Here is a 23,308-nt window from a genome sequence, read left to right on the forward strand (position 1 = left end):
TAACTGCTTGTTCAGAGTCGGTACCGCATAGACTCATGTAAGCGTCGTGTAATCAATCCCCGGAGTTTTCGACCCCCTGCCCACACCCATCGCATAAACTCCCGTGGCACTTGCTCATGCTCCTCCCGGTTCACCTTCCGTCGCAACGTGGACCGCTGAAGCGCTCCGGTGCCGAGGTTGAAGGTAAAAGACACCAGCGCATCGAACTGGCCATCGCTCAGAGGCACGTCGATCAGCCGCAGGACGCCCTGCTCGGCCCAGCGGACATCCCGTTGCAGCAGATCCCCGGCTTCCTCCTCATTGATCCCGTCTGCAAACTGCTCTCGTTCGTCATTGCGAACGACGTGTCCGTAGCCGATGGTCGGATAACCCGCCGGACAGAGGTAGATCGTGGGGCTGAAGCCTTCAAACCGCTTGATGAGGTCCAGCCCTTCTTGAGTGATGTGGCGCATTTCACTTGCCCCGTGCCTTGGCCAGTGCCCGCTGGCCGAACCAGAAGCTCATGACGGCGGCAAACAGGGCCTGGGTCTCCGGGTCCCAGATCCGGGGCAAGGCGATGGTGAATGTGAGGCCTTCGTCAGCCATCAGCACATACAGGGCGCAAAGCTTCACCGCGGTGAACAGCAGGAAGAAGGCGTAGGTGATCACCGGGCGCACGGAAGCACGCAGACCGTCCACCCATTTGACGCCCGAAGGCTTGCTGTCGTGCCGGTAGAGGGCCTTGCTCTCGGCGATGTCCGCCTCTACGGCGATCTCCTCCAAGCGCTGGGCGTGGCCCAGTCGCATCTGCTCCATCTGGCGATCGAGGATGGCCAGTTCGTGCTTACGGTCCTGGTGGTCCTGCCAGAGCCTGAGCAGGTCGGGAAAGGCGCTGGAGATGAATCCCAGCAGGCTGCCAAGTAGCGTCAGCATGGTCACTGTCCCCCAAAGATTTTCAGTTTGATGGCGGCGCCGGCCATCAGCGCCAGGATGAGGCCGGTGGTGGTGATGCGGATCAGGGTCTGCCAGGCGGTGTGCTTGGCGGTGTTGTAGGCCTCGAGCAGACCGCGCAGCTCGCGGATGTCGCTGGCGGCGTCCTCGCCGTCGAGGCCGACGTCGGCCAGGGCCCGCCTGGCGCCTCGCTCGGCGGCCTGCTCGAGCAGCTTCTCGAACTCCTCACGCGGCATGACGACCATGCCGTCTCGCAATTTGGGTGGGGTCATGGGGTACGCTCCAGAAACGAAGAACCCGCCACGAGGGCGGGTCCGGTGATACGAATGGGAGATGGGTCAGATGCTGATGCCCGGGCTCCAGCCCGCGGCCTTGTAGGCCGAGAGCAGGTCTTCATCCTCGACGTAGCAGAGCCAGCCAATCCGGGAGGCATGGAATTCCCACGTCCCGCCGATCCAGACGGCGATCTCGCCGTCACGGCCCGCCCAGGCGCCGGTCGCCCCGGCCGCAACGATGTAGCGGTCGCCGTGGATCGGGGTGGCCGGCGGCGCGGTCAAGGAGCGGCTCTTAACCGACAGGCCGACCACGGTGCCGAGCCGTTTGAAGTTGGCATCCATCGCGGTGTTCCAGCCGGACTCGCCCAGCGCCCAGCCGTAGGTGAGTCCGAGATTGGGATCGGTGTTGGCCATCAGATGCCTCCGTAGTAGTTGCCGTACTGGTAGCCGTATCCGGCGCGGTCCACTTCGATGCGGTGCCGGTGCAGGCTGTCGAGGGCGCCGCGCTGCGCGTCGATCTCCACCGTGAGGTGGCCGTTGAGCCGTCCACCGGGCAGCGCGCTGTCGGCTGCCTCCTCGGGCCAGCCGTCGGCGGTCGCAGTGAGGCCCGTGCGCGTGCGCAACAGCGTCCCGGCTTCGCCGTAATAGCGGACGCGGTAGGTCACGCCCGGCTCGGGCCCGATGTCGCCGTCGGTCTGGGCCACCAGGTAGGCGGTCTGCTGGGTGCGGTCGCGGTGGGACCAGGCGAGTGACACGGGACCCACGATGGCGGCTGGATAGGATGCGCCGTTGATACGCACGTTGCCCGGCGGGAACGGCAGGCCCTGCCGGCCCGCGAGACTGAGCGTCGGCCCGCCGGTCACCGCCACCTTGGTGCCGACGTCCGTCACGGTGTGAGGCTCGAGCCAGACCCCGATGCTGGTCGCCGGGGCACGGACCGTGGCATCGTAGCCCGGAGATGGACCGGCGCCGATCAGCCAGGTGCCGGCCGGATGCGCCACGGGCACGGTGTCGAGTACCGCCCGTTGCAGGGTGACGGTGCCGGCCGCCTCATCCACCGCGAGCACCCCGACCGCCTCGACGGCATGGCCTGCGGTGGTGACCAGCCAGGCGTAGTCGCAATCGGCGAACAGGGCGGCGTCGGTCAGATCGGTGACCGCTACCGTCACGTCATCCACGGCCTGGGGCAGATCGGCGCCCAGTCGGGCGGCGGGGCTGTAGCCGGCGGTGTTGCGATACTCGGCCGTACCCGCGGTGTCGCCGGTGTAGAGCCGCCACTCGCTCTGGGCCTGTCCATTGCGGACCGCCAGCGCGGCGAGGTAGGTGTCGGTGTCCTCCACCACGCCGAGTTCCGCCCGGCTCAGGGTGTGGGCCAGATCCCAGTACGTCGCCTCGACCGCCACGCTCATCAGCGGTGCCCGAGCCGAGGTGTCGTCCGGCACCCAGGTGGTGTCGTTGTCGCCGATGATGGCGTTCTGCCCCAGGGCGAACACGTCCTCCACGCAGGTGAGCGTCATGCTGTGGTCGGTGTGATCGCCCAGGTCGATGGCGCCCACCCGCAGCACCATCTCGGCGATGCCCAGTTCCGGCCAGTCGAGCACGATGACATCCCCCGGCAGGGGCTGCCCGGATGCCGCGCTGTCGCCACGGGGGTTGATCTTCAGCTTGACCCGGGCCAGCGGGATCGAGAGCGAGCGAAGGTCGCGTAGCGCCACCCTGGCGGCCAGAGCGTCGTCGGTGATGCCCGGATAGTCCCGCCGCTCGGCCACCACGCCGCCCTGGGCCTCGATGTTGGCCAGGTTGTGGACGGTGAGCGACTTCGGCTTGCCGGTATCCCGGTCGGTGTAGTTGACGGTCAGCTCGTTGACCGTCTCGGCCCAGTCGGGCCGCTCGAAGGATTCCAGGGCGATGATGTTGTGCGGTCCGAAGTGGCGCGCGTTCCACAGATCCGGCTCGCGGATCAGCCGCAATGTAAACCGCCCGCTGGCGTCGATGACCAGCACCCCGCCGATGTGATCGAGCACCTGCTGCACGAACTGCTCGATGGGCGACTGGCGGGTCCAGAGCAGATTCAGCCCGAAGCCCTCGTTGTAGAGCGTCCACGAGGCGGAAGAGAAGCTGCCCGTGTCGATCATCGAGGGCGCATAGCCCATTCCCCAGCGGGTGTCGGTCAGGCAGGCATAGAGAATGGCCGCCGGGTTCATGCCGTTGGCCAGTTGCACCTGGTAGCTGCTGAACGGGTTGGGCGCGGCCGGATCCCATCCCGACAGAAACCGTCGTACCCGGGCCGCGATGGGCTTGAGGTAGGGGTTGTTGGCGGCGAGATAGCACTTGCGTAGCACCAGTCCCACCACACCGCGGAAGGCCGGTACGGTGCCGCCGCCGGCCATGCGGGACTGCAGGTAGTCGTTGGGCGTCTGGGTGGCCTCGCCCAGCAAGACATCGATGGCGCCGCTGATGCCGCCCTCGCGCTTCTCGCCGCCGAACAGGTTGGGCCGGTCGACCTGCAAGCGCTTCGGATTGCTGCCCGCCACGCTGCCGCTCCAGAAGGTGCGCCCCTGCATGCGCAGTTCGGTGATGTCATCCACCGGACCGTGGCAGAGCACCAGGTGCATGCCCATGTAGTAGCGGTAGCCGACGATCTGGCGGCTCGCCCCGCTGCTACCGCCCATCGCGCCTCCTGCGGGCCGTCTCCACCGCGCGCGCCGCCATGGCATCGCGGGATTCGATCAGGCGGGCGGCCTCGACGCCTTCTTTCAGGAACCGGTGCCAGTCGATGCCGTGGCGCTTGCACCAGAGCCGCGCGCCGGGGATGCACAGGCCGGCCAGCCGCACGTCCTCGATGGTGACGATCAGGCTCACTTCTTGCCGCCTCCGCCGGAGTAGATGGGCTGCGCCTCGCTGTCGCCGTACCAGACCACGTTGGGCGCCTCGATCAGCACCTCCCCGAACACCACCGGGATGGGCCGTCCCTCCTCGGCCACCGGTGCGCTGAAGTCGCTGGCGGGCTTGGCGTTCTCGACCCGGGACTTCGGCGTGAGCGCGATCTGGATCAGCGCCGAGACGACGAACAGGACCAGCTGTACCCACATGCGATCTTCCTCAGTAGGCGCTTTCGTTGAACGGGTTCTTGCGCGGAATCCAGGGAAACCCGCCGAAGTTGTCGGCATTGCCGAAGCGGCTCTGGCAGGTCTGCAGGGTGTGGTCGCAGCCGGCGTAGAAGCTCACCGTCTCCCCGACCTGCAAGGGGGCGGGATAGATCAGGGTGATGCCCGATCCGTAATAGTCGCTGTGCTCGATCATGTGCCGAGTGCCGTCGGCGCGCTCCAGATAGCCGCCCGCGAAGCGGTCCGGCGGGAAGCTCGCCCCCTCGAACCAGACGAAGCGACCGTCCACCTGCGAGACGGTGAAGGACTCGGCCACCGGCGTCGCCCGGCACTCGGCCCCGTAGAGCACATGGGGACAGCGCCGGGCATAGAGCCGGCGCAATCCCAGCCGCTTGAGGCTGATGCTGGCCGGCTCGCAGCGGATGCGCGCTTCCCGCTCCTCGAAGATCACCTGCAGCACCCGCCCGGTCCAGACCAGCGCCCAGCTCCAGTCGCTGCCGAAGCGGCGGTAGATGCTCACGCCCATGGGCTGCGGTTGTGGCGCGCCGCGGTACTCGCGCACCAGATCCAGGTCGCGGGGACAGCGCAGGTCGATGGCGCGCCGGCCCGCCTCGGGACCTAAGCCCAGCGCGCCACGGGAGATGGCCGCAGGCTGGTACGTCCGGTCGCCGTTCCAGTCCACGTTGGCCACCACCTCGCGGCTGGCCGAGGTGTAGTACCAGGCAGTGTTGCCACGGGTGAAGCGGTAGAGCTCGGTGACGTCGTCGGTGTAACAGTTGAAGCCGGGGCCGGACGGGATCTCGCCGCCCGGCGGCCGGCCGATCGGGATCGGCATCGTCTGTGGTTCCTGTCAGAACGGAATGTCCCCGCCGCCGCGCAGGTACGGGTGGCAGCGTGCCAGCGTCATGAACCGCGCGGCCACTTCCAGTACCTCATCGGTGTGCCAGGTGAACTCCACCCGGTCCTGGTCGAGCCGGACAAAGTGCAGGGGCGTGACGGGCGTGCCCGCCGGCACGTCCACGGGCAGCGGGTCGGCCAGCAGCAGGCGCGCCATGGTTTCCGACTCGGCCTCGAGCCGTGATACATGCACCGCTACGGGTGGCTGGCCGGTGGGACGGATCAGCAGCCCCAGTCCCGGCTCTTCCCAGTGCCAGGGCAACCGGGCGCGGCGCAGCAGCAGATGGTCGTCGCCGGTTCCTCCCGCCTGCGCCAACGCAAGGCCCGTGAACTCGTCCGGCAGCCAGACGGGGTTGATGCGTCCGGCCAGATACTCGAACAGCCCCAGCAGCCGGTCGCTGGCCGCCTGGCCCGCCGCCAGCCAGCGGCGGCTGAGGATGCGGGAGGGACGATCGTCCACACGTTGGATCCACGGCCGGCCCAGCCGGTTGTCGATCCGCTCGATCCGTGCCCGGTACTCGATGGAAGGTTCCGGCTGCCACTGCTCGACATCCACGATCACCGGTACGCCCTCGAGGGTCAGGTCCGGGGTGAAAGGCCATTCCCATACCCGCTCGTCGAGCAGGATTTCGACCGGCTGGGAGGTGGCGGCGGCGCAATGGCGCCTGGCCGTTGTCGCGTCAGGCACCACACCCCGGACCAATGGCGCGAAGGTCGAACCCGCCACCACCGGCCGGGCCAGCGGCAAATCCAGGCTGGCCTGATTCAAAGCGGTATCGAAGGCGGTGACCGTCACCTGCTGCACGTCGCCGTCGGGCGCCAGGATCAGCGCCGGTCCCTGTCCCCAGTTGTCCAGCGTCTCGGTCTGGGTGGCGCGCATGAGCGGATCGGTGACCGTATCGAGCTGAACGGTGGTGCCGCCCGCGGCTGCCTCCGCCGTCACCCGGCGGGCCACCGGCCAGAACGGAAACAGCGCCTCGCGCCCCTGGTGCGCGGTGAGCCAGGCATCCAGGCCGATGGCGCCGGCATCCCAGGCCGTGACCAGCATCTCGACTGCGCGGCGCGGATGGCGGCGCAGGCGGATGCGCGACTCGGTGCCGTCGCGCGAACGCAAAATCTGGGTCTTCCACTCCCACCGCTCCACCCAGGGCTGCGACCAGTCGTGCCGGAAGGCGAAGATCCCCCGCGGCGGCGGCTCGCGCCAGACCATCTCGATGAGGGTGGCGAGCAGCGCCACGGGGGGATCCGGGCGGGCCGTGCTCTCCGTATTGAGAGCATCGACCCGAACCGGCGGATCGGGCCGGACCGCGGGCTCGGCGACCTGCTGGAGCAGATCCGACGGCGGCAGCGGCCGTGCCGCGGGTTCCAGCAGCGCCTGATCGAGTTCGGTTCCGGGTACCCCCTTGCTCGCCGGCTCGATCGCGACCTGATCGACCTGCGCGGCCATGGATTACCCTTTCTCGACGCCGAACTCGGCGGCGTTCAGTTCCGTCTCCGCCCAGTCCACGCCCGCGGCGGTCTGCTCGAACACCGTGGTGAGATAGGTGGGATCGGTGGTCAGCGCCTGCGCCGCGCCGGTGGCCACCGTGGCGCCCGACTGGGTCAACGCCTTGAGGGTGCCGGCGCCGGCGTCGGTCTTCTTCGCCAAGGCCGTGACCTGCACCCCCAGAACCGTCGGCGTGTTCATCGCCGGCAACGGCTCGAAGGCGTAGCTGTCCCGGTCGCCGGTGTTGGCGGCGGTCACATAGTCGCTGTGATCAGGCAGCGGTTCGTCGACCATCTCCCAGTTCTGCCCCGCGCCCGAGGGGGTCCACTGGCTGAAGCTGCCTGCCCCGGTCGGATGCAGGGCGTCGATGCGCACATCGCCCAGGTAGTCGTTGTTGCGGGTTCCCGAGCCGTCGGCCAGATAAAAGTCGTCGAACAACAGCTCCACCGGGTACGGCTGATCGGCCCAGCAGACGCCGCCGGCGACCAGGTTGCCGCCGGTGGGGATGCTCTGGCCGCTGAGGGTCAGCCAGGTCTGGCTGTTGACCCGCAGCTCCAGCAGCCCGGTGCCGTTGCCTTCCACCACCTTCAGCTCGAGGTGGTTCCAGGTCTGGGCCGAGATGGCCCGCAATGACTGGCCGGATGGAAATCCGCCCTGGCCGATGCCCAGCAGCCCGATGGCATTGACCGACACCTCATAGCGCTGGTTGCCGGCGGTGCGCACGAACAGCAGCGGAAAGCGGTCCGGCGGCAGCAGATCGAGGCGGAAGGCGCAGCCGAGGATGATCCGGCTCACGCCGTAGCCGATCTCGCGCACCATGGCCACGCCCTGGGTGTTGGCGGGAAAGCGAAGTGCGGACGAGACACTCCGGCGTCCAGGCACCCGCTCGCACTGGGGCGCGTACTGGGCCTTGGCGTAGCCGTAGTTGGGCACGCCGTCGGGCTTGAGGGCCTGGGGATCGAAGTGATCGAAGCCGTCGACGAACAACAGTGCCATGCTAACTCCCGAGGTACTGGCGCACCGTGGCGGCGTTGCGCCGGATGACATTGGTGATGACCTGCTCGCCCGCGGGCGTGGCCAGAAAATCGCCCACCAGCGACTCGTCCACGGCGTTCACCACCCGGACATTGACCTGGGGCTTCTCCTGGCGTCCCGCGTTCGGCACCAGGCCGCCTGTGGCGAAGGCCAGATTCGGACCTCGCCAACGCGGCGCGAAGACTCCGCCGTTGATCGCATCCAGAAACGCCACACCCACTTTCTTCACCGAGGCCGCATTGATCACGTACTCGCCAGCGGAAAGGCGCGCCGGGATGGAATCGGAGGTGGATGTGCCGGGCCCGGTGACGTAGCCGCCGGCCGCGAAGCCCCTGAACAGCGCGCCGACGAAACCGCCGATGCCGCCGCTTAAGTTCCCGAATAGCGACTGGGCCAGCTTTTGCGCGGCGATGCGGTTAATCGAGGCGATGACGGATCGAGCGAAGTCGCGGAACGCCCCCCTGGCCGATTTGGCGCCCGAGCTGATTTGCTCGAACATCGTGGCGAAGGCGTCCTGGACCTGGCCCTTGACCCGAACCGCCACCTCATCGACCACCAGCCGGGTCCGGGCCAGTTCGTTCTTCCAGGCCTGCACGCGGGCGACCGCCTCGGGGCCGATGGCCCGGGCCGCTTGCTTCATGAGCGGCAGCAGTTTTTCCAACTCGGCGGCGGACTGCCGTTGGAGACGGACGATCTGTTCGCGCGCCTGCGCCTCAGTCAGCAGCCCCGCCTGTTGCTGGATGCGGATCGCTTCCTGGACGTTGCGCATCCGCTCCACGATCAGGCGCCATTTCGACTCCAGGGCGTCGAGGTTGGCCTGCGCGGCCTTGACGTCGACCAGCCGGTCGATCAGCGAGACGCCGGCGGTGTCGTTCTCCGCCAGCAGTCGGGCGCGCAGATCGCCGTAAGCCCGGGCGATGGCCTCGCGGCGCTGGGCGTCGGTCCCGGTGCCTGTAAGGCGGGTCAGTTCGTCGCGGGCCTGGGCGAGCGCGTCCCTGAGTTCCCGTTCTGCAGCCGCCGCCTTGCGGGCATTGGCCACTTCCGCCTCGGCGCGGCGGTTGTTGAGCGCGATCAGGTCGGCCTCGAGCTTCGCGATCCGCCCCTTGGCATCGAGGCGCGCCTTCTCGTCACCGGCTTCTCTCAGGACGCGCCGCTGCGCGGCCAGGGCCTGTTGCTTGCGGGCGATCTCGGCGTCGATCTCCCGCTGCTCGATGGCGGTCTTCTGCGCGTAGTAGTCGCGGATGGAGATCAGGCGGTCGGCCAGCGCCCGGTCGAGGGCCCTGGACGCCTGCGCCAGTCCTTCCTTGAGGATGCGTAGTTCGGCATCGCTTTGCGCCTGGGCGAGCTTGAGGCGGGCGGCGTTGTCCTCGCTGGATGGCGCACCCTTGGGCTGGGGTCTGGCAAAGAGCCGCTGGCGTTTCTGCTCGCTACGGATACGCGCGGCGATCGCCCGTGCGGTCTCGCCCACATAGTCGCGTCCCAGCGACTCCTTGACCGCGTCGCCCAGGGCCTTGCCGAAGCCGCGCATCTCGTCGCGGCCCGCGCGCAGCGCAGCCTTGAGATGCCGCAGCGAGAAGTCGCCCTTGAAGGCCGCCGCAATATCCCGGCCCAGGGCGCGTGCCAGCGCGGCGATGTCGGAGAAGGCACGCTTGAAGCGGCGCACGAGGAAGGCGGCCGTGATCCCCACCACCTTGCCCACGGCGTTGAAAGACCCGATGATGCCGTTGACGAACGAGCGTACCGCACGGCCGATGGCATTTACGCCGTCGATCACCGTCTCACGCAGGCTGGCCCAGGTCTCGTCGTTGATGCCCACCAGGGAGGTCAAGGCATCGACCAAGACCCCGATCTTCTCGGTGACGAGATCCCAGGCGGCCGAGACGATCTGCCCGATGGAGGCGGTCTTGCCGCCGAATGCCACCACCTTGTCCCGGGCCGAGAAGGCGGCGGTGGCCAGCAGTCCCAGGCCGGTGACGATGAGCCCGATGGGTCCGCCGAGCAGCGCAAGCGCGCCGCGCAAGAGCCCGCCCGCGCGGGCCAGCAAGGTGGTGCCCTGCGCCGCCGCGGTGACGGCCCGCCGCGCCTTGAGTGCTTCCTGCGCCGCTCGGGCCAGGTCCGCGCGCAAGGCCGTGGCCGCCTTGCCCTGGGCGGTAGCCTGCGCCAGCACCGCCCGGGCCGCGCGCAGCCGGGCGGTCGCCTCCGCCTCGATCAGGCGCAGGTTGTTCAACCGTGCAGCCGCCTCGGCTCGGGAAGCGGCCATACTGGCCGCTATGGAGGCCACCATGCGGCCAAGAGCCGCAACCAGCGCGGTGCCGGCCAGCTGGATCAGCAGGTCGATGTGGGCGGCAAGGAACTGGATCGCCCTGGCCAGACCGGCGGTGAATCCGCTCCCCGCGTCCCGCTCGCCGAAGGCGCGCAGAAAGGCGTTTCGGAGCCGGGTCAGCGCCCCGGAGACGGTGTCGGGTAAAGCGGCGTATTCCTGCGCCAGCCGTTCCTTCTGTCCGAGCAGCGCATCGAGCACCACCTCGGCGGTCAGCTTGCCCTGCTGGGCCAGCGCCCGCAGCGCGCCCAAGGGCACGCCGAGCCCGTCGGCTATGGCCTGGGCCAGCCGGGGGGTCTGTTCGATGACCGAGTTGAACTCATCGCCGCGCAGCTGTCCGGCGGCCAACGCCTGGCCAAACTGGAGCAGCGCGCCGCTGGCAGCCTCCTCCGAGGCGCCGGACAGTGCTACCGACTGGCTGATGGCCTCGGTGACCGTCAGGGCATCGCGCTGATCGCGCCCAAGCGCCCGAATCGAGGGCGCGAGCTTCGCGTACAGCGTGACCGTCGCGGAAAGCGGCGCCCGGTTGCGCTGGGCGATGTCGAACAGCTCGCGGTCGGCCCGGTTGAACGCCTCCTGCGAGGTGACCGCCAGCTGTAACCGGGCCTGCAGGCCCTTGTACTGGTCGGCGGCCTCGGCCATTTCCCGAAGGCCCAGCCCCACGCCGATGGCACCGCCGATGTTGCGGAGCGTGTCGCCGACGCGCCCGGCCTGGTCGCGCAGGCGCGTGAGACTCCCCTCGATGGACCGGAAGGCCCGGCGCGTCTCGTCAACGGCGGTAATGAGGATTTGTGCGCGGTTGCGTGCCATGGTGGATTGATCAGCGTTGTTTTGCTACACTCTGACCAGTCTAGTCAGAATAGAGGTGCGTCATGCGTCATTGGCAAATGCAGGAGGCCAAGGCCAAGCTCTCCGAAGTCATCAAGGATGCCGAACGCGAAGGCCCTCAGGAGATCACGCTGCACGGCAAGCCGGTGGCGGTCGTTTTGTCGCGCGAACACTACGAGCGGCTGACCGGCACGGGTGAATCGCTGGTGGCCTTCATGCGTCGTTCCCCTCTCTACGGTGTCGAGGAGGTTAATCTCGAGCGGGACAAAAGCCTCACGCGCGAGGTCGAGCTTTGAGCTATCTGATCGATACCAACGTCCTGTCCGAATTGCGCCGCAAGGAACCGAACCCAGGTGTAGTGGCCTGGTTCGAGGAACGGCCGGCGACCACCCTGTACGTCAGCGTGCTGACCCTCGGAGAGATCCGGAAAGGCATTGAGGCGCTCGGCAAAAGCAAGCGCAAACTCAAGCTGCTGGATTGGCTTGAAACCGAGTTGCCGGCATTTTTCTCTGGTCGGATACTGCCCATAGATGAGGAAGTGGCCGATCGCTGGGGTCGGTTGCTCGCTGCTGCAGGGCGTCCCCTCCCAGCCATCGACAGCTTACTCGCTGCCACCGCTTTGACACATGGACTAGAACTGGTCACCCGTAACGTGGATGACTTTCCACACCCGGATCTCGAAATCATCAATCCTTGGGAAACGGAAGGAATGTAGTTATATGTCTACCTGGTTGAGACATCGACAAAACAAGGAATAAGGACATTATCGACAGAGGGCCGCCAAAATGCTGCTATTTGCAACCGAGTTTCCAGTCAATCCAAATCAAGGAACCAGCAGCTTTCTTGAAGCAATGGTGAAATGGGTTGGCGGCTCACCACATACAAAACTATCTTTGGAAAAACTCCAAGAGATCCAAAGAGAAAAAAACACAAGCATCACGGTTGACAACGAATCTGTCCAGTCGCTAACCGTCACCGCGGAAGATTTGGAGCTTGCCGGCTTCCGGTATGGGAAACGCGATCACGATCTGAATTGGCTAACAACAATTGTTTTTTCAAAAACGTCTACCGATGCATGGGTTGGCATCAGAGTCGAGTGTGAGTCACAACATCCTTCAGCACGTCTCCCGTCAGCAAAAAAACCGGTTGTTATACGAACCCTGCTGGAGGCGCTCGGTGGCGCAAATGATGGCCCGTTACCCAGCGGGGATCATGCACATTACCTCAAAAACGATGATATTGACCTTGCTGCGAGACTGATTCAGGGTGAAGCAGGGTGCCGTTTGCCCATCATTTATGTGAGCTCAGGATTCCAGGGGGGCTACATCCTCGATCCAGACCGACTTGCCAGAGATCTCTCTGGTATGGCGCATGTCGTCGTCGAGCCAAACCGGCCCTTCTCTGTCCGCTTGCAACACGAAGTTGACTCCGAAAATGTCTATGGCGGTACAGTTGGCGTTTACTGGCCAGAGGGTGGTGGTCGTAGAGCATTCTTCCTCGGTGGCGAGTACTCAAACGCAGGTCAACTAGCGCACGGCATCAAAGATGAAGTGCAAACCGCCCTTGCTAACCGTAGGCCTCTCGATCGGTGCACATGGGCGTATGTCCGTGAAACTGCCTCTCGGCAAACTATTTTGGACCTAAGAGCATCAGGTTCTCAGGAAATCGACCAGTACATCAAGACATTTGATCAGGAAATAGAAGCTAAGGATCAACGCCTCCAGGATGCTGAGAAAGAGATTAAGCGACTACGCAATGAGCTTCGAATACTTGAATCGCGTGCTGGGGCGACCTCCGGCAGGCTGTTAAAGCCAGGCCGGGAACGTGATCTGTATCCAAACGAAGTCCTTGGCATCGTACTAGATGCGCTACGAGACGCATTGACACGTATACCGGAGAATAGTCGGCGTCATCACGTTTTGGAGTCGATATGTGACGCGAACCCGATTCAGGAAGATTACGCCGAAAACCAACGGAACCATTTAAAAAAGATCCTTCGAGGAACCAGCACAATTGATGCCAAACTACGCCGAGAACTCGAGAATATGGGATTCAAGATTTCTGAAGATGGAAAACATTTCAAGCTCGTTTACCAAGGTGATGACCGCTATACCTTTACGCTTGCGAAGAGTGGAAGCGACTGGCGAGGCGGTCTGAACGCGGCCAGTGAAATCGCCCGGCTATTGTTCTGAGGTTTCCCCTTTATTTATTACCTCCCTCACCCTCGACTTCTTTCCGAATTGCTTGTGCAAGCCGGGGCAGCTTGCGCCGAACGGCGGATTCCAGATCGAACCGTTTGTGCAGGCGCACCGAATCGACCAGCACGGCAACGGGGATCTCCTGGCCGCGACGCAGGCGTTTTCGGCCCGTTTGCTGCCGTTGACCGCGCTTGAAGCGCGCGAGCGCCCGGTCGTTTTCGCGGATGTTCTCCGCCATCAGAAGCGTCTTGCCGTTCTTCTCGACGAAATAGGCGTTGCCAGCGCGCATCAGGCTGTCGATCACGCGCCGGAAGGCCTTGCGGCCGATGCGCTGGTGCCGAGGCAACAACGGAATCAACATGCGACCGCCGATGGTGCCGCCTCTCTCGTGGATGCCAAGCCAAGGGATCTTCGAACCGATGTACAGGGCCGGGAAACGATCCCGGCGCCGATCATAGACCTTTGCCCGCAGGGACTTGATGAAGGCCAGCTTGCGCACCTTGAAGGCACGGCGCATGTCGCGGCGCACATCCTCTGCCATTTCCCGGCCCACGGTACGCATGGCGCGGGCAGTGGCCTGGCGCATGGCCTGCCCGGTCCGGGCGCGCCAGGCGCTGAAGCGGCGCCGGTCGAGCAGCCCCTCGGTGGTCAGGCTAATCCTCATGGCGCAGTTCCCGGTGAAGCCGCTCGATGGCGGCCTTGTCGCCCTGGGCGCCGTGGCTGATCACCGCAAGCAGCGTGGCCAGCCGCTCGCGCTCGATCCGGGATTCCGCCTCGAGAAAGGCGTTCATCTGAGCCAGCGTGTAGTTCAGGACGTCGGGGTAGCGGTGGCCGGCGCGGACGAGCCGGTGGATGCACTCGATCCATCCAGCCGTTGGCCGATTTTCTCCGACAGCTGAGTGACGTTGGGCGCCACCCGGGCCACGAAAAAATCGGCGTTTACCTCGAAGACCGCGGCGGCCAGTTGCAAGGCGTCGTCCAGGTCCAAGCCGTCCACCCACTCGCGCGGGCGACGGCAGGCCAGGGCCAGGGCGTCGAGCAGCGCCTCGCCGTGCTCGGCCAGCAACGCGAGCCAGTCCGGCTCGCCCGCCAGCTGCTCGGCGAAAGGCCGGATGGCCCGGAGCATGGCCGGGAACTCGCCTACGCGCAGCGGGGTGATTTCGATCCGGCTGCCGGCGATCTCCACCACGACCGGCTCGGGCACGAGCGTATTCAGATCATCCATCGGTCATCTCACAGGAGCACGATGCGGCCGAACTGGCCGAGATCGCCGGCGGCGGGCTTCAGGGTATCGGCGAGCACCTGTCCGGACAGCTCGAACTTGAGCAGCTCGTCGGTGATCACCGAGAGTTCGTTCGCCGGGTTGATGGCGACCCGGTAGAGGTCGATCACCACCTCGCGGTTGCCGTCGGCGGTGTTGAGCCCTTCGAAGCGTACCCAGCGCTCGGGCAACGGCTGGGTGAACATGGCGGTGCGCTGGGCGGCACCAAAGGCGTAATCCACCGTGAAGGGCTCGGTGTAGGGACCGCCGGTGGTGGCATCGTTGATCACGATGGAGCCGTGCTTGCTGTTCACCGTGTACTGGGTGGGCGGCAGCGTTTGGGGCGTGGCGGACGAGTCCCGCACCACCACCGAGGAGACATTCTGCTGCGCCAGCAGATAGAGACTGCCCGGGGTGACCGGGTTGGGCAGCGCCTCGCCGGTGACCGTGCCCGCGGCGACCTGGGTGGTGGTGCCGTAGAGGGCCAGCTCCAGGTTGACCGGCACCAGCTCCTCCAGGGTGCAGGAGAACTCGCCCTTCTTGGTCTTGATCAGCTGCAGGTCGGTGAGCCGCTGGCCACTGGTGGACTCCTGGTGCTCCAGGGTCTCCACCGACAGCGACACCTTCAGTTCGGGCACGTTGCCTACGTAGCTCAGCCCCTGCGGGTTGCCGGCGGCGTCACGGGCACCGATGTAGACTCTGCCTTGTCCAGAGAAATATGCCATTTGCTTCCTCCTTAGCTGCGAGTGATTCGTCCGGACAACGCGCCGCCTTTATGGCGCGTTGCGGCGAAGGCTAATGCCCGCGCAGCGGGCGTTAAGCGAAGCGGCCGGAGCCACAAATAGGCCATGGTCAGTCTCCTTTACGCGAAGGTTGCTTGATGGACTCGGGGGATGCCGCCCTGGCGACCTTGAGTTCGATCAGCCACTTGGCCGAGGTCTCGTCGAGGTCGAGGCGCTCCCCGGGCGGATAGCGCTTGCCCGCATGTGTGTGGGGTTTCAACAGTTCGATCTTCATGGGGTTTCATCCTCTCTGGGTGAGGTCATGGGTACGGGTGCGGTAGCGGATCGCGTAGCGGGCGGGGATGGCGGCCACAACGCTGTCGGCGTCCTCGACCTCCCACTCGCAGTCGAGCTCGAGCACGGCCAGCGCGAGCCCGTTCAGGCCCGGGTCTTCCATGAGCGCCGCGTGGGCCGCAACCAGCAGCGCGTCGGCCTCGGTCTCCGGCACTGCCGGCGGCACCGCGCGGGCCAGCGCCACCACCCGGATCACAAGCTCCCGTTCGACCCGGTCGTTGGGCCGGTCGATCACCTCGTCGCTCTCGGGGAAGACGACCACCGCGGGCGCCTGCTCGCGGGTCAGCGCCACGGTTGGCGAGCGGTGCACCTCGGCGCCTCTGGGCGCGAGACTTGCGGCAATACGGCTCACCGCCGCTTGCAGGATCTGCTCGCGGATGGAATTGGGCATGGCGAGTTCAGAGACGGGTCAGCGTGGCCCGGTGTTCGGTGCCGTCACCGAGGGCGTGGACCTCGCGCACCTGGTAGGCGTGGCCAGCGATCTGCACCGTGTCGCCGGGGGCGAGATCCGGCAGGCGCGATGCCGGGTAACGGATGGCGTACTCGGTGGACAGTGCGAGCCCGTCGAGCACGGGCTCGTCCGGGGCCCGGAATTCGGCCATGACGGCCGCGCCGCCGGCGATCACCTCGGTGAGCAGGCCGGCGGCACTCGCCGCGTCATACAGCGACTCGAGATCCACGGTCCGCGACTTACGCCGTTACCTTCACCAGCACGCCGGGCCGGTGGCACATGGGCAGCGGATTGCTCTGGGTGTGCAGGTCGGTGCCCCGGTCGAACTTGCGCGGCTCCTGCTTGGCATACAGCGGCCGGCCGAGGGTGTTGGCAGTCTCGTTGAAGTCTGCCGGCGCGAAATAGGTGGCGAAGGTGTCCACCGTGCCGAGCGGGAAACAGTGTCCTTCACCCGCGGCGATGAAGCGGCGGGTATTGCCGTCGGCGTCCACCGCCTGGCCGCGGTACTCCTCGAAGGTGATGCCGGCGAAGGTGAAGCCCGCGCGCATGTCGCTGCGCAGGGCCGCGCCGTCTTGCCAGCGCTCGTAGGCCTTCTCCACCTTGGGATGCGAAGTGAGCGCGTCGAAGAACTCCTCGGAGACCAGGCAGTGGATGCCAGTCATGCGCTCGCCCTTGAGGTTGTCCTCCAGGTGGCGCTTGATGGCAAGGCACTTCTTCTTGACGTCGGTATTGGCATTGCCCAGGTTGAAGTTGACCACCTTGGGGGTGATGCCGAACTCCTGGTACAGGTCGTAGAGCGTGGAGCCGTCGGCGTCCAGGATCACGCCCTTGAGCGCCCCCATGCGCAGATGCTCGAGGGTGATGGCGTGCTTGTTGCGCATGGTCTGCAGATGCTCGGCCATGACCTGGGCGAGGGTCTGCACCTCGGACTCGGAGCCAAAGGCGCGCACGCCCTGGACCTCCTCGGGCAGCACCACGTCGTCGTGGGGGATGTGCGGGATGGTGAAGGTGCGAAGGGCCCGCTTGCCGCGCTTGCCCACGGTGCCCGGGGCGCCCACCGGCAGGGTCGGCAGCAGGGTCAGCACGCCGTTCTTCTCCTCCACCGCGATGGAGCGGAAGCGCACCGGCTTCTCGGGCATCAGGCCCATCTGCTCCAGCCGGCCGTAGTTGTTGGGCAGCAGGTTGATGGCGGCGGTCAGCGCCGTCATCGAGAAGGCCGGCGACTCGAATGGATTGTTCATGGCCATGGTCAGACTCCTTTGCGAACGAGGATGCCGATGGCCTTCAGCTGGTCTACGGCAGCGGCCTTCTCGGCGTTGGTGATCCCGGCGGGCCACACGAGGGCGTGATCGGCGACGATGGCGTGACGGGCGAGCAGGATGCCGTCGTCACGATCGCCGGCGGTGGCGTCCACCGGCTGCAACAGGATGCCGGCGGCGGTCTGGCTGCCGTCTGTGGCCGCCGGATCCAGCGCCTTCACCTTGCCGGTGGCAGCGACAATGCCCACCACCGCGCCCAAAGCGAGGTTCTGGCCGGAAGCCACGATGACCTGGTCGCGGGAATAGAGATTGGGGGCCTCGTACTTGAGCAGGTCCCCAAGGTTCATGCCTTCGGTGATCACGGGCATCTCACACCTCCTTGGCCGCGCGCTTGCGGGCGGCGGCTACAACGGGGTTGTCATCCAGACTCGCGGCGGGACTCGTGCGCTGCGGGTCGATGTGGCTGTTGATCTCGGGCGCCTGGGCGCGATATTCGAGCAGGGCCTCGCGCACCGCCTCTTGGCTCATGCCCTGCGCGAGAAAGCCCGCCGTCTTTTCCGGGCAGCCGGCGAGCAGGCAAAGATCGGCGATGGCGCGGGCCTCATTGCGAGCGGCATCTACCGCCGCGGCGATCCGCGTTTCTTCCGGTTCGGTCGAATCCGCTGCCACAGGCTCGCAAGCAGCGGGATCAGGGTCATGGTGCTCCATGGTCGGTGCCTCCTGGGGTTGGGGTAAGGTCGTGTGAATGGGCGTTGAAAGTTCGGTACGCATGGCCGCGATGGCGTCATGCAGGGTGCCGACCCGGTCGGCCAGTCCCGCAGCCACGGCGTCGCCGCCGAAGTAGAGCCGCGCTTGGGTATCCCGCACCGCCTCGACGGTGCCCCCCCGGTGCTGGGCCACCGACTCGGTGAAGATGCCGTAGAGGCGATCCACCTCGGCCTGCAGCGCGGCGCGGGCGTCATCCGAAAGCGGCGCGTGGGGGCTGAAGTCGTTCTTGTGGCTTCCGGCGTAGACGGCGGTGAAGCGGTAGCCGTCCTGCTCGTCCTTTCGCGACTGGTCGGCGTGCATGGCGATGACGCCGATGGAGCCGACGCCGCCGGTGCGGGTCACGAATACCTCGTCGCTTGCTGCCGCCAGCGCGTAGGCGGCAGAGAAGGCCTGGTCGTTGGCTACGGCCCAGACGGGCTTCTCGCGCGTGGCGGCGCGGATGCGCTCGGCCAGTTCGAACACGCCGCCGGCCTCGCCGCCCGGGCTGTCGATGTCCAGCACGATGCCGGCCACCGCCGGGTCGGCCACCGCCCGGTCGATCTGAGCCCCGATCTCCTGGTAGCTGGCAAGCCCCGAGGCCGCCTCCAGCCCCAGCGCGCGGCGCACCAGGGTCCCGTGGATCGGGATCACGGCGATGTCGCTCTGCTGCCGGGGAACTGGCCGTTTGGGACCGGATTCGAAAGGTTGGCGCTTCAGCCCGCTCTCCGGCCAGCCGATACGCTCCCCCAGGACGGCCAGGATGATTTCCAGCTTCTCGGGAGCGATCAGCAACGGCGTCCCGATGATGCGGGCCGCGAGATGGGGCAGACGCATGGTTGCAAAATCTCCGGGGTTTACTACAATTGTGGTAAATGAATCGAGGGTATTGATATGAGCGTATCCGTCCGCATCGACGAAACCCTGGTGGAAGAGGCCCGCGCCGCCGCCAAGGCCGAATTCCGCACGGTCCAGGGCCAGATCGAGTTCTGGGCCAAGGTGGGCCGGGCCGCCCTGGACAACCCGGACTTGCCGGCCAGCTTCATCGCCGAGAGCCTGATGGCGATGAACGAGCCGCGCGAGCAGGCCGAACCCTTCGTGCCGCGTACTCGCAAATCCAAATGACCTGGGAGGTGCGGCAAACGCGCCGCTTTGCCCGGGCCTACAAGAAACTGCATGACAACATCGCCGCGGATGTGGATGCGGCGGTCGCCGCGATCGCCAAGGATCCCGACATTGGCGAGAAGAAAAGGGCGATCTCGCCCGGCTCTGGGTCTATAAATTCCGCAGCCAGGGCCAGCTGTATCTGCTGGGCTACACCCGGGAAGACGAAGTGCGCCTGATCTGGCTCGAGGCCATGGGGCCGCACGAGAACTTCTATCGCGATCTCAAACGCTGACGCTCATTCCTTGGCGGTTCGCGTCGCCGCCCTTTGCTGCCGGGGATCGGAGTCGAACACCAGTCCCAGCTCGTCGGCGCGCTGGTTGTCCGCGGCGATCTCGCGATCCACGTCCTCGGCGTCGTAGCCGAAGGCGGAAATCGCCTCGGAACGGCTCATGAGCCCTGCGCGGATGGCGGTGAGCAGCGCCTTGAACTCCTTCTCGGGGTCGACCCACTGCCAACCCTGCGGGATCCACTTGCAGTTGAGGTACTCCCGCCGGCGGCGGGCGAAGTCGGGCAATGGCAGCGCGCCTTCCAGCGCCGCCTGTTCCATCCAGGCGCGCCAGACCGGGCGGCAGAACTGATGCACGATCACGCCGTGCTGGATCGCCTCGCAGCGGCGCCGGAACTCCAGCAGCCCCGCGCGGATGCTGGAGTAGTTCACGCCGGTGAGGTCCCCGGTCAGCTGCTCGTAGGTGACGCCGATGGCGGCGGCCACCGCGCGGAACTGGGTGCGCAGGAACTCCGAATAGGAACCGCCCACGTCGGCCGGATCGGAGAACTTGACGTCCTCGCCAGGCTCCAGGATTTGCAGCGTGCCGGGTTCGAGTCCGGCCAGCGCCACGCCGGATGCATCCGCCTCGCCCTCGCCCATGAGGTTGTCCTCCGGGCTCTGGCGGGTGATGAAGCCGGCGAACATGGCGGCGGTCTTCTTGCGCACCAGTTCGGCGTCGTCGTACTGGTCGAGTTCGTTGAGCTTGACCAGCGCCCTCGAGAGCCAGGGCTCGCCCCGGATCTGTCCCGGCCGCAGGGGTCGAAACAGATGGATGATCTCGGAGGCCGGCACCCGCACGGTTTCCATGTCGGCGCTGCCCGTGGGACTCAGCGCGCCGTCCTCCGGATGGACGCGATAGAGGTGGTAGGCGACGCGCCGGCCCAGCCGGTCGAACTCGATGCCGGCACGGATCCGGTTGCCGTTGGGCGCCTCCGTGTTCAGCGTCAGCGGCAAATGCTCGGGTTCCAGCAGTTGCAGCTGGAGCGGTACCGACAGGCCGTCCTCGGGGCGGCGCGGGCGCAGCCGCACGAGGCATTCGCCGCCTTCCAGCATGGCCCGGCAGGCGAGCGCCTGCAGGCCGTAGAAGTCGGTGAGCCCCGCGCTGTCCGCCTCCTCAACCCAGGTCCACCACAAGGACTGGATCACCTTGCGTAGCTCGGCGTCATCGACCAGGCTCTGCGGCTTGATGCCGGTGCCGACGGCGTTGGCCACGAAGGCCTCGACGGCGGCGGAGGCCCAGGCGTTGCGGCGCACCAGGTCGCGGGACTTGGCGCGCAGCTCGCTGTTCGTGGCCAGCATGGCGGCCACCGCGCCCGGATTGCCGGGCGTCCAGACGACACTGCGCCGCCCGCGGCCCGCCGCCTCGTGCACGGGCGGGCCCTTGAGCCGGCTGCGGATGCGCTGAAACCAGCCCATCTCAGAAACCCTTGTCCGTGGTGACGCGGATCTGGCGCACCGGAGTCCGTCCCTGATCTCGGGCCAACTGGGCGTCGATCTCGCGCAGCGCCGCGCGCAGCTCGGCCACCGAGCGGTACTCCACCGTCTTGTCGCCGAAGGTCACGCGCCGCTCGCCCCGGGCCAGGGCGCGCTCCAGGGCCTCGCGGTCGGCCTGGGTCCAGGCCATCTCAGGCGCCCGCCAGCGCGGCCAGTTCCAGCACCAGGTCGGATTGAACCCGGTTGCCGTTCTGGAACACGATTCGAGCAAAGCGGCCCACCGGCCGGCCCTGCACCGTGAAATAATCGTTGCCGCTGTCGGGTTGGTACCAGGCGACGTTGGCGTCCGGATAGATACCCGCGGCAGGCAACCAGCGCGTCCCATCCACGGAGGACTGGATCTCCATCGCCTCGTTGCGCGATGCGGTGCCGAGCTTGCGGGCCACCAGCAGGGTGAACGGGTGGGACTCGCCCAGATCGACCGGATCGGTCGTCGCACTCTCGCCGCGTGGCACACGGCCGGGATGGAATGCCCAGGTCAGCATCCCAGTGGCCGCGCCGCCTGCGGCGTGTGCTGACAGCAGTCGCCCTTCGACGTCGCAGCGGATCAGCCGCCGCTCGTCTGTGCCGGTGTCCGGGTTGTGGTAGATGCCTTCTATGACGCTCATGCTCAACTCATCCAGGAACTCTTGATGATGGTGCGCCCGCGCGGCCTGCTGCACTTGTCCGGTTTGGGCTCGGTATCGGGCTCCGGCAGAAGCTGGCGTTCCAGCTCGCGCCAGTGGCGTTCCTCGAAACGGTCGAGCCCGGCGGCGGATGCCGCGGCGCGGGCGTAGACGTAGCAGTCGAGCGCCTCGTTGCGCTCGCGGATCTTCTGCCACTCGCGCACCGGGTAGCCGTTGCGATTGCGCCGGGTGATCAGTTGCTCGGCGCAGAGCTGCTTGACGAACTCGGCGTCCACCTTGGGCAGATGGACGTAGCCCTCCGGATAGCGGATCTCGCCGTCGTCGAGCACCTCCACGCTCTTGCGCAGGTTGTTGTAGAACTCGAGCTTGGCGATACCGCCCGCGACCGCGAACACCTTGACGCCCCGGCGCAGCTTGCGGCCGCCCAGAGTGACGTCCACCGCCGTCGGGGTGCCGACCAGCGCCGCGCCGCGGGCCACGCCCTTGACCGCCATGAGGCGGGCGTCCTTCATGCGGCGCACGAAGGCGTAGGTCTCCTGGGTGGCGAAGCCGGTGTCGATGGCGAACCGGGTCAGCGGCAGGCGGGCGCCGCTCTCGTGGGTCCAGGTCTCGGCGAGCATCTCGGCCAGTCGCTTCCAGACCGCGTCGCGGGCGGTGTCGCCCATGAGCACCCGGTGCTCGACGAGCCAGGACTCCTTGCCGCGGCCGAAGGCCCAGACCGAGGCCTCGATGCGGTCCTTCTGCACGTCGGCGCCGCCCACCAGCAGCAGACCGCCGGCGGGAACGGTGCCCAGCGGATAGGCCTCGCGCCGCTCCAGCAGGCGCTCCCAGTCGGGCGCCTCGCCTTCCTCCACCCAGACCTCGCCCAGTTCGGTGTTCTTGAACGCCTTGAGCCGGGTGGCCGAGCCCTGCGCCGCCTCCCAGGCCGCGGCGATGTCGGCCCAGGAGCGCCAGCCCAGGGGGCTGTAGAGCGAGGACAGGTGAAAGCCCACGGTCTTGCCCGCGTTCTCAGGCTTGGTTGCCCGCCACTCGCCGTGCTCGAGCATCCAGGTCTTGTGCAACTCGGCGATGGCCTCCTCGCAGGCCTCGCAGACGTAGCGAACCGTCTGCGGCTCGCCCCACTGCCAGCGCAGCTGCTCGAAGCGCAGCCATTGCCTGTGGCCGCAGTGTGGACAGGGCACGAAATAACGGCGTTGGTCGGAGGCCTCGAACTCCCGCTCGATGGGGCTTGCCCCCGCCACGGTGGGGGTGGAGACGATGAAGATCTTGCGCCGGGCGAAGGTGCGCGTGCGCGCCTCTGCCAGGCGGATGGCGTCGCCTTCGCCCTCGACGTCCGCGGGATAGCCGTCCACCTCGTCGAGAAAGAGGTAGCGCACCGGCATCGAGCGCAGCCCCACCGCGCTGTTGGCGCCGGTCATCACCAGCACACCGCCGCGGAATTCCTTGGCCAGAACCGTGTTGCCGGCATCGCGGGATCGGGACGGCGCGATGCGTTCGGAGAGCGCCGGCGACTCCTCGATCAGCGGATCGATGCGCTGCCTGGAGTTGCGCTTGGCCATCTCCACGGTGGGCGAGACGGCCATCATCGGCCCCGGGGCCAGATGGATGCAGTAGCCGATCCAGTTGTTGCCGCACTCGGTGCCGCCCACCTGCGCGCCCTTCATGAACACCACCCGCTCGGCAGGCGAGGACGGCGAGAGACAGTCCATGATCTCCTTGAGATAGGGCGTGCGCCGGGTGGACCAGCGCCCCGGCTCGGAGGCCGACTTGGACGAGAGCATCCGGTAGCGGTCGGCCCACTCGGAGACGGTGAGCAATGGGTCGGGCGTCAGTCCCTCGCGCCAGGCGCGTTCGATGGCCTCGGCGCCTTCATAATCGAACACGGC

Annotated in this window: 29 protein-coding genes and 1 pseudogene; 5 read left to right on the top strand and 25 right to left on the bottom strand. The window is 66.8% G+C overall.

The features are described 5' to 3' along the window. Nucleotides 1–11 precede the first annotated feature (11 nt). The 11 genes from AAIA72_RS06585 to AAIA72_RS06635 all read right to left on the bottom strand — a co-directional run bounded on the left by AAIA72_RS06585 (nucleotide 12) and on the right by AAIA72_RS06635 (nucleotide 10,860). A complete protein-coding gene (locus tag AAIA72_RS06585) occupies nucleotides 12–452 on the bottom strand; it encodes a lysozyme (RefSeq protein ID WP_369602611.1) in 441 nt (146 codons plus the stop codon). Between the two features lies 1 nt (nucleotide 453). Then, nucleotides 454–912, bottom strand: a complete 459-nt coding sequence (locus tag AAIA72_RS06590) for a hypothetical protein (protein ID WP_369602612.1) — start codon at nucleotides 910–912, stop codon at nucleotides 454–456. 2 nt (nucleotides 913–914) lie between these two features. After that, complete coding sequence (locus AAIA72_RS06595; protein ID WP_369602613.1) at nucleotides 915–1,202, bottom strand: DUF6127 family protein; 288 nt, start codon at nucleotides 1,200–1,202, stop codon at nucleotides 915–917. A 66-nt stretch (nucleotides 1,203–1,268) separates the two neighbouring features. Then, nucleotides 1,269–1,619 (bottom strand): DUF2793 domain-containing protein, encoded by a 351-nt coding sequence (locus AAIA72_RS06600; protein WP_369602614.1) that lies wholly within the window; start codon nucleotides 1,617–1,619, stop codon nucleotides 1,269–1,271. Then, the gene (locus tag AAIA72_RS06605; protein WP_369602615.1) at nucleotides 1,619–3,877 is read right to left on the bottom strand and encodes a phage tail protein; all 2,259 of its coding nucleotides are present in this window, start codon (nucleotides 3,875–3,877) and stop codon (nucleotides 1,619–1,621) included. Before AAIA72_RS06605 ends, AAIA72_RS06600 begins: the two co-directional genes overlap by 1 nt. After that, nucleotides 3,867–4,067, bottom strand: coding sequence for a hypothetical protein (locus tag AAIA72_RS06610; RefSeq protein ID WP_369602616.1), 201 nt, complete (start codon nucleotides 4,065–4,067; stop codon nucleotides 3,867–3,869). The genes AAIA72_RS06605 and AAIA72_RS06610 overlap by 11 nt, the downstream gene beginning before the upstream one ends. Next, nucleotides 4,064–4,297 carry a hypothetical protein gene (locus AAIA72_RS06615; protein WP_369602617.1) on the bottom strand — a complete coding sequence of 78 codons (234 nt, stop codon included), beginning with the start codon at nucleotides 4,295–4,297 and terminating at the stop codon, nucleotides 4,064–4,066. The genes AAIA72_RS06610 and AAIA72_RS06615 overlap by 4 nt, the downstream gene beginning before the upstream one ends. Nucleotides 4,298–4,307: 10 nt before the next feature. After that, nucleotides 4,308–5,147, bottom strand: coding sequence for a phage BR0599 family protein (locus AAIA72_RS06620; RefSeq protein WP_369602618.1), 840 nt, complete (start codon nucleotides 5,145–5,147; stop codon nucleotides 4,308–4,310). Between the two features lie 15 nt (nucleotides 5,148–5,162). After that, the gene (locus tag AAIA72_RS06625) at nucleotides 5,163–6,656 is read right to left on the bottom strand and encodes a hypothetical protein (RefSeq protein WP_369602619.1); all 1,494 of its coding nucleotides are present in this window, start codon (nucleotides 6,654–6,656) and stop codon (nucleotides 5,163–5,165) included. Between the two features lie 3 nt (nucleotides 6,657–6,659). After that, a complete protein-coding gene (locus AAIA72_RS06630; RefSeq protein WP_369602620.1) occupies nucleotides 6,660–7,691 on the bottom strand; it encodes a hypothetical protein in 1,032 nt (343 codons plus the stop codon). Between the two features lies 1 nt (nucleotide 7,692). Beyond that, nucleotides 7,693–10,860, bottom strand: a complete 3,168-nt coding sequence (locus AAIA72_RS06635; protein WP_369602621.1) for a tape measure protein — start codon at nucleotides 10,858–10,860, stop codon at nucleotides 7,693–7,695. Between the two features lie 62 nt (nucleotides 10,861–10,922). Here AAIA72_RS06635 and AAIA72_RS06640 point away from each other — a divergent pair, with 62 nt between their 5' ends. The 3 genes from AAIA72_RS06640 (at nucleotide 10,923) to AAIA72_RS06650 (ending at nucleotide 13,070) form a co-directional block, all read left to right on the top strand. Continuing rightward, nucleotides 10,923–11,174: a type II toxin-antitoxin system Phd/YefM family antitoxin gene (locus tag AAIA72_RS06640; protein ID WP_369602622.1), complete on the top strand. Its 252-nt coding sequence runs from the start codon at nucleotides 10,923–10,925 to the stop codon at nucleotides 11,172–11,174. Then, nucleotides 11,171–11,593: a type II toxin-antitoxin system VapC family toxin gene (locus AAIA72_RS06645; protein WP_369602623.1), complete on the top strand. Its 423-nt coding sequence runs from the start codon at nucleotides 11,171–11,173 to the stop codon at nucleotides 11,591–11,593. Before AAIA72_RS06640 ends, AAIA72_RS06645 begins: the two co-directional genes overlap by 4 nt. Nucleotides 11,594–11,663: 70 nt before the next feature. Next, entirely contained in the window at nucleotides 11,664–13,070 is a 1,407-nt protein-coding gene (locus tag AAIA72_RS06650; RefSeq protein ID WP_369602624.1) for a hypothetical protein, read from the top strand. A 10-nt stretch (nucleotides 13,071–13,080) separates the two neighbouring features. Here AAIA72_RS06650 and AAIA72_RS06655 read toward each other — a convergent pair whose 3' ends face one another. The 10 genes from AAIA72_RS06655 to AAIA72_RS06700 all read right to left on the bottom strand — a co-directional run bounded on the left by AAIA72_RS06655 (nucleotide 13,081) and on the right by AAIA72_RS06700 (nucleotide 18,704). Then, a complete protein-coding gene (locus AAIA72_RS06655) occupies nucleotides 13,081–13,740 on the bottom strand; it encodes a DUF6441 family protein (RefSeq protein WP_369602625.1) in 660 nt (219 codons plus the stop codon). Continuing rightward, a complete protein-coding gene (locus AAIA72_RS06660; protein WP_369602626.1) occupies nucleotides 13,730–13,867 on the bottom strand; it encodes a hypothetical protein in 138 nt (45 codons plus the stop codon). The genes AAIA72_RS06655 and AAIA72_RS06660 overlap by 11 nt, the downstream gene beginning before the upstream one ends. Before the next feature lie 17 nt (nucleotides 13,868–13,884). After that, complete coding sequence (locus AAIA72_RS06665) at nucleotides 13,885–14,301, bottom strand: DUF6631 family protein (protein ID WP_369602627.1); 417 nt, start codon at nucleotides 14,299–14,301, stop codon at nucleotides 13,885–13,887. 8 nt (nucleotides 14,302–14,309) lie between these two features. Continuing rightward, the gene (locus tag AAIA72_RS06670; RefSeq protein WP_369602628.1) at nucleotides 14,310–15,062 is read right to left on the bottom strand and encodes a hypothetical protein; all 753 of its coding nucleotides are present in this window, start codon (nucleotides 15,060–15,062) and stop codon (nucleotides 14,310–14,312) included. Between the two features lie 127 nt (nucleotides 15,063–15,189). Further along, a complete protein-coding gene (locus AAIA72_RS06675; protein ID WP_369602629.1) occupies nucleotides 15,190–15,354 on the bottom strand; it encodes a hypothetical protein in 165 nt (54 codons plus the stop codon). 6 nt (nucleotides 15,355–15,360) lie between these two features. Next, nucleotides 15,361–15,804: a hypothetical protein gene (locus AAIA72_RS06680; RefSeq protein WP_369602630.1), complete on the bottom strand. Its 444-nt coding sequence runs from the start codon at nucleotides 15,802–15,804 to the stop codon at nucleotides 15,361–15,363. A 7-nt stretch (nucleotides 15,805–15,811) separates the two neighbouring features. Continuing rightward, a complete protein-coding gene (locus AAIA72_RS06685) occupies nucleotides 15,812–16,093 on the bottom strand; it encodes a hypothetical protein (protein WP_369602631.1) in 282 nt (93 codons plus the stop codon). 10 nt (nucleotides 16,094–16,103) lie between these two features. Next, nucleotides 16,104–17,105 carry a major capsid protein gene (locus AAIA72_RS06690; protein ID WP_369602979.1) on the bottom strand — a complete coding sequence of 334 codons (1,002 nt, stop codon included), beginning with the start codon at nucleotides 17,103–17,105 and terminating at the stop codon, nucleotides 16,104–16,106. 8 nt (nucleotides 17,106–17,113) lie between these two features. After that, nucleotides 17,114–17,491: a head decoration protein gene (locus AAIA72_RS06695; RefSeq protein ID WP_369602632.1), complete on the bottom strand. Its 378-nt coding sequence runs from the start codon at nucleotides 17,489–17,491 to the stop codon at nucleotides 17,114–17,116. Between the two features lies 1 nt (nucleotide 17,492). Beyond that, nucleotides 17,493–18,704 (bottom strand): S49 family peptidase, encoded by a 1,212-nt coding sequence (locus AAIA72_RS06700; RefSeq protein WP_369602633.1) that lies wholly within the window; start codon nucleotides 18,702–18,704, stop codon nucleotides 17,493–17,495. 57 nt (nucleotides 18,705–18,761) lie between these two features. Here AAIA72_RS06700 and AAIA72_RS06705 point away from each other — a divergent pair, with 57 nt between their 5' ends. Next, entirely contained in the window at nucleotides 18,762–18,992 is a 231-nt protein-coding gene (locus AAIA72_RS06705) for a hypothetical protein (RefSeq protein ID WP_369602634.1), read from the top strand. Beyond that, a pseudogene (locus AAIA72_RS06710) lies at nucleotides 18,989–19,266 on the top strand (type II toxin-antitoxin system RelE/ParE family toxin). Before AAIA72_RS06705 ends, AAIA72_RS06710 begins: the two are co-directional and overlap by 4 nt. A 3-nt stretch (nucleotides 19,267–19,269) precedes the next feature. On the opposite strand, the gene AAIA72_RS06715 reads toward AAIA72_RS06710, so the two are convergent. Genes AAIA72_RS06715 through AAIA72_RS06730 form a run of 4 tightly spaced genes read right to left on the bottom strand, consistent with a single transcriptional unit; the run spans nucleotide 19,270 to nucleotide 23,305 of the window. Next, on the bottom strand, nucleotides 19,270–20,718 hold the full coding sequence (locus tag AAIA72_RS06715; RefSeq protein WP_369602635.1) for a phage portal protein: 1,449 nt from the start codon (nucleotides 20,716–20,718) through the stop codon (nucleotides 19,270–19,272). Nucleotide 20,719: 1 nt separating this feature from the next. Continuing rightward, nucleotides 20,720–20,926, bottom strand: coding sequence for a phage head-tail joining protein (locus AAIA72_RS06720; protein ID WP_369602636.1), 207 nt, complete (start codon nucleotides 20,924–20,926; stop codon nucleotides 20,720–20,722). A 1-nt stretch (nucleotide 20,927) separates the two neighbouring features. Beyond that, nucleotides 20,928–21,404, bottom strand: a complete 477-nt coding sequence (locus AAIA72_RS06725) for a hypothetical protein (RefSeq protein WP_369602637.1) — start codon at nucleotides 21,402–21,404, stop codon at nucleotides 20,928–20,930. Nucleotides 21,405–21,406: 2 nt separating this feature from the next. Then, the gene (locus AAIA72_RS06730; protein WP_369602638.1) at nucleotides 21,407–23,305 is read right to left on the bottom strand and encodes a phage terminase large subunit family protein; all 1,899 of its coding nucleotides are present in this window, start codon (nucleotides 23,303–23,305) and stop codon (nucleotides 21,407–21,409) included. Between the last annotated feature and the right edge of the window lie 3 nt (nucleotides 23,306–23,308).

Origin of the sequence: Thermohahella caldifontis (assembly GCF_041153465.1) — a bacterium.
Classification (GTDB): Bacteria; Pseudomonadota; Gammaproteobacteria; order Pseudomonadales; family Oleiphilaceae; genus Thermohahella; species Thermohahella caldifontis.